Raw genomic sequence first — 11,368 nt, forward strand, 5'->3', positions numbered from 1 at the left:
AATTATTGATTTTTCAAAAGTTTAAGATTGTCGCTTTAGCCAAAAGGCACTCCAGCCAAATAACAAGAGTCCCAAACCCATCGTTGGTTCGGGAACTTTCGTAGGTGGTACAAACCCTGCTAACTCTTCACTACTAGCTTTAAAGGCATAAAGATAAGTAGGAATTAAACTTGTTCCTGGAGGACAAGTGCCGTCAATGGGAATTTGTGTACCATCTGTACAAACATCAAACTGCGTTCCACCACCAGTCTGAGTGACGCTATAGTCGTTATCTGTGCCTAAAATGACAGCATAAGATCCATCATTGAGTTTAGGCCCGATTGTTATACCTTCAAATTTTTCTGGGATAACTAATCCCGCAACTTTTAAAAGCTCCGCCACATCAATAAACGGTGATTTAGACTTGCTGACAGGCACTACACCAGCAGGTAAATCATTGCTTCCTGCTAGGCTAATACCGCTTACATCTGTAGCTCCTGACAAGCTGATTTTGTACACTCGTTTACTGGCAACAGGATTTACTCCCGCAGGATCTTCTACACCCACTCCGCGATTATCTCGCTCTAAGATGAGAAATTCATCATCATTCAAGGCGATAATCGCGCTCACACCTATATTCCGTCCTTGGGAATTTGGCGCGTAGTCATTAGCTGTACCAGGAATACGGTCATTAATTTCAGCAAGCCTTTCTAGCTGATAGATATATTGTGCTGTACTGTTGCCAGTTGCTGTATCAAATTCTACTATTCGCACATTATTACTGCGCCGCCCATCAGGTGAACCTTCATTGACTAAAGGATCTTGGAGGATAGCATAGAGTTTCTTTCCATCTGGGGAAAGTGTTATACCTTCAAAACCTCTGTTATCTTGGCGACCAGTGGTAATAGTTGGACGACCATCTACATAGTTCAGTGTGCTATCACTCTGTTTCGCAATAATGTTACTTGGACTATTGAAAGCCCGAATAAAAGTTCCATTAGGGCTAAATTCATAAACAGAAGGGCCATATTCATCAGAGACGTAGAAATTCTCATTGGGAGCAACAGCAAATCCCTCTGGATCAAAACTTAAACCCAGAACAGAAGCATCACCATTAAGTAAACGAGGATTTAAGCCATTGAAGTTTTCACCGTTTTTGGTGAACAAAATCGTGTCTAATAGCTGGAAGTTACTAATTGCTCCACTGTTGGGATCAACATCTAGAGAAAATTTTTGGACTCGTGTGTTGTAAGAGATGACACCGCCACCAGGCCCCCGGTCTGGCAGACCATAGTAAACATTGTTGTGGCGGTCATAGTAGAGATCAGAAATAAACCCAGCTAAACGGTTAACGTTGGCACTGTTAACACCGGGTGACACCAAATCTACGCTATCACCAGGTATTGTGAGGCTATTGACCAAAGAAACAGCACTAGCAGGGGTTGGATCTCCTGTAATACTAACTAAGGCTGTCATCAGTGAAATGCTTAAACCAGAAATCCAAAGCCTGACGGAAATCATCTGAATTTTCCTAAATGTCCAATTTCCCTAGCTTTGGACTTCCTGATTAACAAAGGATTAACAAAAAATTAAGGTAGTTATTGAGACATAGACTTTTCATAGAATGCTGAATGATAGGAATACATCTTCATCAAAACTTTAATAATTAGGTATGGTGCAGTACAGTGCGTCTTTTTCTGCCATTGGTTTGAGAAGGAGTGCAGGGGTATAGGGGGTAGAGATTGAGATTTGATTCCTCAATAGTCTTCCTCCCTTACACCAATTCACTAAAATCATGAAACAGATACAAAGCCAGAAATCCTTGTAAAATCTGGATTTCTTAATTTTGAATTTTGTTAGCGCAGCGTTAGCGAGTCCGCGAGCGTCATTTTGAATTTTGAATTGGTATTACCTCCTACCTCCTTCAAAGTTGATTTAACATTTTGTGAGTCTGAGGAATAACACGCACTTGTTTTAAAATCTTTTTCATCAAAGTTTGCCAAGCTAAAACCTGTGCTGGTGTGGGAGCAAGGATAGGGGTGTGATTTGATGACTCAGATGCAATTAAAGGCGTAACAGGTTGTAAAAATACAGGAATTTCAGGGCTAACATCTGCTACTAGCAAAGCAGCCTGCTCTAATTCATGGGTATCTGTGTGTTGGGAAATAATTATTTTAATGAAGGTTTCTAAATTTGGATAACAAATTTGTAGAAACTTCATATGTTCTGACCAGTAGGATTCACCACTGACACTGGGAAGTTTTAAATCCATACCTACAGAATCTAGATATGGTAATATCATGGCCAACTGTTCTGGGCGATGTCCGCCGGTTTCCAAGTATATAGGCAAACTAATGAGCGATCGCACTTGGGGCAGAAATTCCTTTAAGAAAGCTGCATGAAGAAGTGGTTCTCCTCCTGTTAAGCTAATGCTATCGTGTAAACAAGGTAAATTCTGCCGTGCAATCCATTCTAATAAGACTGGAATTGCGACAGGGTTGGAGTGAATTTCAAAATCTCGGAATCCGGGCGTTCGCTCGATCCTACAGTCAGCAGGAGCATTCCAAGTATGGACACTATCGCAAAAGTGGCAACGTAAGTCACAAAAAGCAAAGCGAATAAAAATTTGACGTGTCCCGACATTCAATCCTTCTCCTTGAATAGCAGAAAAGACCTCAATCAGGCGTGCTGTAGGTGCGGTTGTAGTGTTAGCAGTCATAGGATATTACCAGAGCGATCGCCCTGTATCAATTCAACAACAAGTTAAGTTTTCAACTTCTTCTTGTTCTATTGTCAATCGTGCAGGCAATCTCTAACTCAACCTATAAAACTAACTATGAGCCATTATTCCTACTTATTTAACATGAGGTTAGGTGATTTTCTAGGACAAAATAATGTTTGGCTGATTAAATTTATATGGCAACGAAAGTGCAGAGCTTCATGACTAGCCAACCCACTGAGGTAAATTTTCCAGTTACTACCTTAAATGAAACGGTAATAGTGCAGGTATCTGCGCGTCTAAGCGTGCTTGAAGCAGTGAGCTTTAAGCAAACCTGCCAAAATTTAGCCCAAGGAAATAACCATCCCAAGCAAATCATTATTGATTTTCAGCAAACCACTTTTATGGATAGTAGTGGTTTAGGTGCTTTGGTGAGTAGTTTTAAAACCACCCAAGAAAGAGAAATTGCGATGATCTTGCGGAATGTCACCCCCCAAGTCATGGCAGTGTTGAATCTTACAGGACTAGATAAGGTTTTTGCTATTGAGTCTAGTAGCGAAACATCATCCGTAACATCTGATAGTGTTACAGATACTCAAAAGACTTCATCTCGTAAAATAGAGTCTCTTCCCACTACTCATCCCTCCGTAGCATCTTGGATGAAACGATTTATAGATATTGTCGGTGCGTTGGTGGGTTTGGTAATCACGGGGATTTTGTTAATTCCTATTGTCATTGCCATTCAAATTGATGATCCCGGCCCGATTTTCTTTGGTCAAACTCGCTGCGGTTGGATGGGGAAACGCTTTAAAATTTGGAAATTTCGCTCAATGTGTGTAGACGCGGAGGCGAAAAAAGCCCAAGTGAAAAACCAAGTCCAGGGTGCTTTTTTCAAAAACGAAAATGATCCCCGCGTGACGCGCGTCGGCAAGTTTTTACGCCGGACTAGTTTAGATGAGTTTCCGCAATTTTGGAACGTCTTGAAAGGCGACATGAGTTTAGTAGGGACTAGACCACCTACACCCGATGAAGTGGAACGCTATGAAGTTCCAGAATGGCAACGTCTTGATGTTAAACCCGGTATGACTGGAGAATGGCAAGTTAACGGCAGGTCTAAAGTTCGCAGTTTTGAAGATGTGATTAGGTTAGATTTGCAATATCAGCAAAACTGGAATTTGATATACGACTTGAAGTTAATTTTCAAGACTATTGCTGTTATTTTTAATAAAAATAGTGGTGCTTATTAACAAGTTGATTATTCTCTCACTTTGTTAATGACCTGTAACTACCAAATAAAAATTTATCTGCAATCATGCCCAAACTTATTTTAGTTTTGGGCATTTTTTATTCATTATAATGATATTTGCATGACAAAATAATTATTAAATCTTCTTCTATTTTGTAAACTAATCTATGCTCATCTGTAATTCTCCTTGACCAATAACCTTGCAATTCATATTTCAGGGGTTCAGGCTTACCGATTCCTGAAAATGGTTCTCTTTGGATATCTTTAATGAGATCCAATATCTTTTTCAAAATTTTCTTATCTTCTATTGTCCACTGACCTAATTGCTCAAAGGCTTCTGGTTCAAATGCTATTTTTTTCATATTCATCTAAATCAACATAGATTAGATTTCCTTTCTCTACATTTTCTAAAGCTTTAAGTAGGTGTTTTTTATTAGCTTCTGATTTAAGGAGATAAGTAGTTTCATCTTCTTCTGTTGGCTGTTCAACTAGAACTATCACTTCTACAATAGTACCCTCTGGTAATTCGGTTGTAGAAAGTTCAATTTTACCATCTTTACCGACAATAGCCTTTTGCTTAATTCCACTCAGCATAATTTTTAGTAGATAATCTTTCTTACTTTATTTTAACTCTATCGAACTAATGACATTTTTGGGCGATCGCTCCCCATATTCCATTATCTATCTTTTGTGAAAAGAGCGCGATCGCTCTTTCATGAGATATTCTCTAACCAAAATTGGGAATAATAGCTAAAAGGCAGCTAGCTGCTGCATATAGCTACTATGACTTATTACGCTACTGAGGTTTAGTAAATAGGAGAATATTATGAGTTTACCACTTCAAATTACCTTTGCACTTGCACCACATATTGCTAAAGGTTTAATAAAAGGACTATATCAATTGTCTGGCAATACGATTATAGAACTTACAACAAAAAATATTATTGGTTTTGTGAGACCGACAACATCTTATAATTCGTCAAGTAATATACTTAACATGATTGTTTCTGGAGCAAACTTACTCACCTCTGGAGCAAATATAGCCGTATCTGCTAAGGGATTTAGTAATGTTAACAATAAACTAGATAAAGGGTTTTCTGACATTAATCAGCAATTAGATAACATTGATAATCAAATACGAACAATTGGTAGACCTTTACAGATTACTCAAGACCTTTTACAGATAAATACTGCTGCTAGTATCCTGAATCTTGGTGTAACATTAATGGGTTTTGCTGTGATAGCACAACGATTAAAAGGAATAGAAGAACAACTACAAATTTCGCAAGAATTATTGAACAAAATTAACCGAAAGGTGGATCTGAATGCTTATGCTAATTTCCAAGCTGGAATCGAATTAGCTATGAATGCTTTTACAATGAATAAAATCGAAAATCGCAGAAATAGTGCTTTACAAGCTATCAATCGATTTTTAGAAGCAGAGCATATTTACAAGGAATATACTGTTAACGAAATGGCTCAGAAAAGCCAACTTATTAATCAATATATACTCACATTATCTTTAGCCTATATTGCCGAAGCACGTTGTTACTTAGAGTTAGAAGAACAGGAAACAGCGATTCGACGTTTTCAGGAGGGTGCGAAAGTTCTTAGATTATTAATTAATAAATATATAGAAATTCTGCTGACTCCCAATCCAGCAGTATACTTGCATCCTCAGTTTAAAGGTCAGATTGATTTACAAAGAATAACTAAAATTTACCAGTGGATTAACCCTAGTTTAGATGAAAATGCTGTATTTGATTTACAGCGTGAGAATTTATTCAAAATAGCGCAGGATTCTAACCATTGGTTATCCTCCCTGCCTTCTGCCATTGTGGATCGTGGTGAAATTCAATGGGGAATATTTGGAGCAAATCCGACTCCACTGACAGGAAGATTTGAAAAAGAAGCTTATAAACGTCTTCCGCAAATTATAGAAAACATGGAATCTCTTATTGAAACCAATCACCGATTTGAATCTTATCAAACAGAGATACAAGCAATATCTCAACTAGGTATCAGCTTTCATGAATGGCTTAAATTAACTCCTACAGAGAACCAACCAAACGGCGCAGAATTAATGTATATCATTCCATCCACGTCCTTACAAATCTCACTATCCTCTTAAACATACTTTTTTCCTTCGCGCCTTTGCGCCTCTGCGCGAAACATAAAAAAAGGCGAACCCGTGTTCGCCTCTAAAATAATTATTTCAAAACCTAAAATCTAAATCTTCGCTTCTTCTTTCACCAACTTATCCCAACCTAAATCTTTCAAATTATGATTACGACGCAGTGGACGAGTTACTAACTCTAAAATGTCACGCGCATTGGTAAAACCGTGAATTTGAGCAAAAGTAAACTCCACAGACCATTTTGTATTGATCCCTCGCGCTTCTAAGGGATTAGCGTGCGCCATACCAGTAATGACTAAATCTGGCTGCAAATCATAAATTCGCTGTACTTGGTTGTAATTATCTGGTTTCTCAACAATTTTTGGCAGGGGTACACCCATTTCTTGACAGGCTTTCTCTAACATGGCTAACTCAGCCGCTTGATAGCGTTTATCCATGTAGGGGATACCAACTTCATGTACAGTCATCCCGCAGCGTACTAAAAAGCGTGCTAAGGAGACTTCTAGCAAGTTGTCACCCATGAAAAATACAGATTTACCCCGAATTAATTTGACGTAATCTTCTAAACCCGCCCAAATTTGCGCTTCCCGTTCCTCTAAACCTTGGGGTGTAATCCCAAATACCGAGCAGATTTTTTCAATCCAAGCGCGAGTTCCATCGGGGCCGATGGGGAAGGGTGCGCCGATGAGTTTACATTTGCGTCGGCGCATTAAGGTGGTAGCGGTGCGACTGAGGAAGGGGTTGACACCAGCAACATAATACCCTTCTTCTATCACTGGGAGTTCGGTAAAGCGTTTTGCGGGTAGCCAGCCGGAAACTTTAATTCCTTGTTTTTTGAGTTCTAGAGTTAACTGAGTCACCACGGGATCAGGTAGAGAACCGAAAAGAACCAAGGGGGGATGATCTACATACTCTGATTCTTCTTGAACTACGTCTTCTTTTTTCTTACCGAAATTGAGCAGCTTTTGAATAGCGTTACGCTCGTGTTTTTCGCTTTCCGCTACCGGAACTTGACTAGGACAACGGTTAGCCATTGCAGCTAACACGGTGTCTTCCCCTTGGGTGAAGGCGTAATCTAAGCCATTAGCACGCGCCACAACGATAGGAATACCGATTTCACCTTCTAACTTGGGTGCTAAACCTTCCAAGTCCATTTTGATGATTTCGGTGGTGCAAGTGCCAATCCACACAATAACACTAGGATTGCGATCGCGTTTAATTTGCTCACACAATCGCTTTAACTCTTCATAATCATTGAGTTGTGCTGAAATATCCCCTTCTTCTAACTCTGCCATTGCATAACGGGGTTCGGCAAAAATCATTACCCCCATCGCGTTTTGTAGGAAATACCCACAAGTCTTAGTACCAATCACTAAAAAGAAACTATCTTCGATTTTTTGATATAACCAGGCCACACAGCTAATTGGACAAAAGGTGTGGTAATTTCCAGTTTCACACTCAAAATTTAAAGCTGTTGATTCTTGCGCGATGGTCATGTGAATTTTTCTCCCCTTTATATCTCCAGGCAGATGAAATAGGGACGACATCAGGCGTGGAAGTAGTGAGTAGTATTACACCCTACTCCCGATTCCCGATTGCTGATTCCCTACTCCCTAGCCATATTTAGGCGTTGGGGAAGAGACGGGCAATTTCTGATTCATCAAAAACCCCACTTGGTAATTCTTCCCCCATGAAATCATTGCTTTCTTCACCCTTTTGTAAGGATGTTTCATCACCCCAAACATCAGATAACACGTCACTGAAAGCACTCTCATCTGGTGAATTCAAATCCGCAAGCATTTGCTCTTCTAATCTTTCGGCTGATGAAGTTGTCAGATCAAAAGAAACTTCCTCAAAGCCATCATCCTCTTGACTACCAGCGATTTCATTGAAGTTGTCTTCCATATCGCCCACTATCAGCGTATGGGAGTCAGTATCTTCACTGTATGTATTGGTATGAGGAACATCAAAGTCATCATCTTGCGTATTTTCCCTGATACTGATGGGAGATGATTCCGTGTCAGTAATTGCACTGTTACCGAGAGCGATGTCTGGGTCAAAGTTTAATTCCAGTACCTCAATTAAAGTATCCGCATCGGGATTTAATTTAGCGAAAGGAAACATTAACTGCGCTAATTTTGGATCTAGCGCGTTGATCACTCCCAGGATGAGGTAAGAAGGCGGTCGCTTACCACCGTCGGGTGTATATACTGACTCCACTTCCATGTGGAGTTTAATCCAATCACGGTTGGCTTGGAAAAATTGCAACCACTTTTGTCTAATCGAATCCGTAAAGCTATGAAAGAAAGCCATTGATTGACCCCCATCCTGAAACTAGATGATTTATACAATCATCAAGTCTAATTCCTCTTCAGGATTAGCAACCTGTGGTTTACGCGGATTTAAATAAAAATCAGATAACAAAGTAAATAACTCCCGATCTGGAGCATCGTTAGGAACGACTCCTTCGGGACGGGCGAGAATTTGATCGGCAATGTTGAGGTAGTAGTCGCACACGTAGTTGAGTGATGGGTCTGACTCTGCCATTTCAAACAAAGTTTTACCCTTGACGCGAGACACCCTAATATCTTCTATTAATGGCAAGACTTCCAGCACAGGCATTGGAACTGATTCCACATACTTCTCAATCAAGTCACGCTTGGAGGTACGATTGCCAATTAATCCGGCTAGACGCAAGGGGTGAGTTCGTGCTTTTTCCCGCACCGAAGCTGCTATGCGATTGGCAGCAAATAAAGCATCAAAGCCATTATCAGTCACAATCATGCAGTAATCAGCATAATTGAGTGGTGCTGCAAAACCACCGCAAACAACGTCACCCAAGACATCAAACAAGATCACATCATACTCGTCAAAGGCGTTGAGTTCCTTGAGTAATTTCACTGTTTCACCGACGACGTAACCACCACAGCCAGCACCCGCAGGTGGCCCACCAGCTTCAACGCAGTCTACACCACCATACCCTTTGTAAATGACATCTTCCGGCCAAACATCTTCGTAGTGATAGTCTTTTTCTTGCAGGGTATCAATAATAGTGGGAATTAAAAATCCGGTTAGGGTAAAGGTGCTGTCGTGCTTGGGGTCACAGCCAATTTGCAGCACTTTTTTGCCGCGTTTGGCTAAGGCGACGGAAATATTACAGCTAGTTGTAGATTTACCTATGCCACCTTTTCCGTAAACTGCTAATTTCACTGTTGTTTGCCTCTTATCGTTTTTTTGTCAAACGCACTACTAGCCGCAGTTGGCAATGTGTGAGGTACGTGAGTGTGATTATTGTCGAAATTTCGCAGGAAATAAAGGGGGTGGTAATTTGAAAAACCGCTAAATAAGAAAATAACCAGTTAAATTAAGATATTTTAGATTACAAATTCTATAAAATCATATTTTTTGGCTTAAAAAAGCAATTTAAACTATTTTATTAAATTTTATATATAAAAATAGTTACAAAAAACAAAATTACTAAATCAAGAATTATCAATATTTTCCATTGATTTAGCAGGCTTGAATCAGCACTGTGATATGGCTAGACAGGATTTAACTAATGGCGATGGCGTTCCGCCCAGCTTAGCTGACCGCAAATTACATATTGAACGCGATGTGCGACTTATTCTCGAAACCCCTCTCCAAAGCTCTCACGCCAGTTGCTACCCTACGGGAACGCTCCGAGAACAAGTCGGGCATTGCCCGCCCAACGCACTGGCTCCCCTGCAAAGAGAGAGGCTTTGATTGTTGCTCCCCTTCCCTTGTAGGGAAGGGGTTGGGGGTTAGGTTTGAAGAAAAGTTGCACACGGCGTTATTGATGTAATCAGTAGATAGACCAAAAGCCATGATCAGTAAAGAATTCTACCCTTTCTGCCTATATGTAAACTGCGCTTGTCTGAAGTAGATTAGCTAAATAAAATTAGCTTGTAAAAAATTATTAATTTTCCCAATATCATCAAGATTTGACTAAGATGTTGCCTCGGTATCTAGTGCGGCGATTTCTTGGAGTGATTGCCATCCAGCTTGCCATTGCGAACCATCTTGCAATAATTTGGCGTTCATCCAAAACCGGACATGAGGATCACACGCCGCTACCATCTCAGCGTAAACCCACTTACCTTGATTTTTGCGGTTGACGACTTGAAAGTGTCTCCAACCATCTACTTTTTGTGTGGCTGTCCATTTAGAACCCAGCAAGTAAGGGAATTTCTGTTTTTTATTCATTTGTCAATAGTTAATTTTATTTCTTGATAAATATTTACATTAATGTATCGTACTAATAGCTGTGGGTTAAATGCAATTCTTTACAGTTATTGCACTTAACCCACAGCTACCGATTTCTACGTTGAAATCAGATTGATTGTGATATTCAAGAATTTTAGTCAAAATACTTGTTTTACTTAAAACCCAGCGAAACCATAAATTAAAATACAACAAATCAGCTAAATACTTTTGCTTTCTGTCCTTTGCTGATACTTAGTGCTGCTAGCGGGCGTATTTGACCGCAATTGGTGGCATTCTAGTATCCGTTATATCTCATATCTCGGTCGTATCTTTCCTGTCTTTCGTATCTGTCACCTCTGTCGTATCTATTATCTCGGTCGTATCTGTCGTATCTGCCACCTCTGTTATATCTTTGAGGGACTGCAAATTGAGCGCGACAACCGTTTCTCACCCAAACGCGATCGCGGACATAACCCCAATTTCCTCTACAACTCGCGTCAGATACCTGTCTGATAAATCTAACTCGTCCTCTACCTATATAACAGACATTCCGGCGATTATTCACACTTTCACAAGTAACGATTTCTCGTGCGGATGCGGGAGGAGCAAAACTTAAAAGTGTACTGATACTACTGGCAACAGCTAAGGTAGTAGCTATGACTGAAAAACGTCTAAGCATAATGAATTCATCTCCGTGAATATAACACCATGACAATTAAGTAAGTTTGGTGAAATCCAAACTATCTTGATCATAAAATTCGAGATGAATGACCAAATATGCCAAAAGTCACGATTATAACTGTGATAAAAGTCATATTTATGAATGAAGCCGCCTACCGTCAACTCAATTGGAGCTTATTTTGCTCTGTCTTGACAATTGACTAGTATGAACTGACCGTGACTTATGGCACATTTGTCAGTATTGTCACGAGTGAAAACAAGATGCGGGATTTTCCTGGCTTACGCATATCCCCAGGTAAGCAGACTCAACAGCATGAACTAAAAGGTAATACTACTACCTGATGAAGACGTGAAGACCGATCCAGCTATTGGTGCTGGAATT

General features: G+C 40.0%; 13 protein-coding genes. 4 read left to right on the forward strand and 9 right to left on the reverse strand.

Going from position 1 to position 11,368, the window contains the following annotated elements; translation table 11 throughout:
* Positions 1-21: 21 nt before the first annotated feature.
* Positions 22-1,500 carry an esterase-like activity of phytase family protein gene (locus tag ACQFX9_RS07645; RefSeq protein ID WP_427161436.1) on the reverse strand — a complete coding sequence of 493 codons (1,479 nt, stop codon included), beginning with the start codon at positions 1,498-1,500 and terminating at the stop codon, positions 22-24.
* 403 nt (positions 1,501-1,903) lie between these two features.
* A complete protein-coding gene (locus ACQFX9_RS07650) occupies positions 1,904-2,698 on the reverse strand; it encodes a 7-carboxy-7-deazaguanine synthase QueE (RefSeq protein ID WP_427161437.1) in 795 nt (264 codons plus the stop codon).
* Positions 2,699-2,895: 197 nt separating this feature from the next.
* Here ACQFX9_RS07650 and ACQFX9_RS07655 point away from each other — a divergent pair, with 197 nt between their 5' ends.
* Positions 2,896-3,945, forward strand: coding sequence for an anti-sigma factor antagonist (locus ACQFX9_RS07655; protein ID WP_427161438.1), 1,050 nt, complete (start codon positions 2,896-2,898; stop codon positions 3,943-3,945).
* A gap of 97 nt (positions 3,946-4,042) precedes the next feature.
* Here ACQFX9_RS07655 and ACQFX9_RS07660 read toward each other — a convergent pair whose 3' ends face one another.
* Positions 4,043-4,306 (reverse strand): Txe/YoeB family addiction module toxin, encoded by a 264-nt coding sequence (locus tag ACQFX9_RS07660; protein WP_427161439.1) that lies wholly within the window; start codon positions 4,304-4,306, stop codon positions 4,043-4,045.
* Positions 4,287-4,538, reverse strand: a complete 252-nt coding sequence (locus ACQFX9_RS07665; RefSeq protein ID WP_427161440.1) for a hypothetical protein — start codon at positions 4,536-4,538, stop codon at positions 4,287-4,289. Before ACQFX9_RS07665 ends, ACQFX9_RS07660 begins: the two co-directional genes overlap by 20 nt.
* 232 nt (positions 4,539-4,770) lie before the next feature.
* On the opposite strand from ACQFX9_RS07665, the gene ACQFX9_RS07670 reads away from it, so the two are divergent.
* Positions 4,771-6,075 (forward strand): hypothetical protein, encoded by a 1,305-nt coding sequence (locus ACQFX9_RS07670; protein WP_427161441.1) that lies wholly within the window; start codon positions 4,771-4,773, stop codon positions 6,073-6,075.
* A 98-nt stretch (positions 6,076-6,173) separates the two neighbouring features.
* On the opposite strand, the gene ACQFX9_RS07675 is transcribed toward ACQFX9_RS07670, so the two are convergent.
* The 3 genes from ACQFX9_RS07675 to bchL all read right to left on the reverse strand — a co-directional run bounded on the left by ACQFX9_RS07675 (position 6,174) and on the right by bchL (position 9,291).
* Positions 6,174-7,577 (reverse strand): ferredoxin:protochlorophyllide reductase (ATP-dependent) subunit N, encoded by a 1,404-nt coding sequence (locus ACQFX9_RS07675; protein ID WP_427161442.1) that lies wholly within the window; start codon positions 7,575-7,577, stop codon positions 6,174-6,176.
* A 127-nt stretch (positions 7,578-7,704) separates the two neighbouring features.
* On the reverse strand, positions 7,705-8,394 hold the full coding sequence (locus ACQFX9_RS07680; RefSeq protein WP_427161443.1) for a DUF5331 domain-containing protein: 690 nt from the start codon (positions 8,392-8,394) through the stop codon (positions 7,705-7,707).
* A 30-nt stretch (positions 8,395-8,424) separates the two neighbouring features.
* Entirely contained in the window at positions 8,425-9,291 is an 867-nt protein-coding gene (gene bchL / locus ACQFX9_RS07685) for a ferredoxin:protochlorophyllide reductase (ATP-dependent) iron-sulfur ATP-binding protein (RefSeq protein ID WP_067771601.1), read from the reverse strand.
* Between the two features lie 327 nt (positions 9,292-9,618).
* Between bchL and ACQFX9_RS07690 the strand changes: the two genes are divergently transcribed.
* Positions 9,619-9,825, forward strand: coding sequence for a hypothetical protein (locus tag ACQFX9_RS07690; RefSeq protein WP_427161444.1), 207 nt, complete (start codon positions 9,619-9,621; stop codon positions 9,823-9,825).
* A gap of 222 nt (positions 9,826-10,047) precedes the next feature.
* On the opposite strand, the gene ACQFX9_RS07695 is transcribed toward ACQFX9_RS07690, so the two are convergent.
* Together ACQFX9_RS07695 and ACQFX9_RS07700 are read right to left on the reverse strand one after the other, a co-directional pair.
* The gene (locus ACQFX9_RS07695) at positions 10,048-10,305 is read right to left on the reverse strand and encodes a TIGR02450 family Trp-rich protein (RefSeq protein ID WP_427161445.1); all 258 of its coding nucleotides are present in this window, start codon (positions 10,303-10,305) and stop codon (positions 10,048-10,050) included.
* Positions 10,306-10,600: 295 nt separating this feature from the next.
* Entirely contained in the window at positions 10,601-10,984 is a 384-nt protein-coding gene (locus ACQFX9_RS07700; RefSeq protein ID WP_427161446.1) for a DUF3011 domain-containing protein, read from the reverse strand.
* A gap of 218 nt (positions 10,985-11,202) precedes the next feature.
* On the opposite strand from ACQFX9_RS07700, the gene ACQFX9_RS07705 reads away from it, so the two are divergent.
* Positions 11,203-11,328: a hypothetical protein gene (locus ACQFX9_RS07705; protein ID WP_264082478.1), complete on the forward strand. Its 126-nt coding sequence runs from the start codon at positions 11,203-11,205 to the stop codon at positions 11,326-11,328.
* Positions 11,329-11,368 lie beyond the last annotated feature (40 nt).

The sequence above is a fragment of the Aliinostoc sp. HNIBRCY26 genome (assembly GCF_050235535.1).
In the GTDB taxonomy this organism is placed as follows: Bacteria; Cyanobacteriota; Cyanobacteriia; order Cyanobacteriales; family Nostocaceae; genus Trichormus.

Excerpts from the sequence above, each read along its gene's own strand:
- ACQFX9_RS07650 (WP_427161437.1), bottom strand. The coding sequence starts at position 2,698 with ATGACTGCTAACACTACAACCGCACCTACAGCACGCCTGATTGAGGTC.
- ACQFX9_RS07645 (WP_427161436.1), bottom strand. The coding sequence starts at position 1,500 with ATGATTTCCGTCAGGCTTTGGATTTCTGGTTTAAGCATTTCACTGATG.
- ACQFX9_RS07670 (WP_427161441.1), top strand. The coding sequence starts at position 4,771 with ATGAGTTTACCACTTCAAATTACCTTTGCACTTGCACCACATATTGCT.
- ACQFX9_RS07660 (WP_427161439.1), bottom strand. The coding sequence starts at position 4,306 with ATGAAAAAAATAGCATTTGAACCAGAAGCCTTTGAGCAATTAGGTCAG.
- ACQFX9_RS07655 (WP_427161438.1), top strand. The coding sequence starts at position 2,896 with ATGGCAACGAAAGTGCAGAGCTTCATGACTAGCCAACCCACTGAGGTA.
- ACQFX9_RS07665 (WP_427161440.1), bottom strand. The coding sequence starts at position 4,538 with ATGCTGAGTGGAATTAAGCAAAAGGCTATTGTCGGTAAAGATGGTAAA.
- ACQFX9_RS07695 (WP_427161445.1), bottom strand. The coding sequence starts at position 10,305 with ATGAATAAAAAACAGAAATTCCCTTACTTGCTGGGTTCTAAATGGACA.
- ACQFX9_RS07690 (WP_427161444.1), top strand. The coding sequence starts at position 9,619 with ATGGCTAGACAGGATTTAACTAATGGCGATGGCGTTCCGCCCAGCTTA.
- ACQFX9_RS07680 (WP_427161443.1), bottom strand. The coding sequence starts at position 8,394 with ATGGCTTTCTTTCATAGCTTTACGGATTCGATTAGACAAAAGTGGTTG.
- ACQFX9_RS07675 (WP_427161442.1), bottom strand. The coding sequence starts at position 7,577 with ATGACCATCGCGCAAGAATCAACAGCTTTAAATTTTGAGTGTGAAACT.
- ACQFX9_RS07700 (WP_427161446.1), bottom strand. The coding sequence starts at position 10,984 with ATGCTTAGACGTTTTTCAGTCATAGCTACTACCTTAGCTGTTGCCAGT.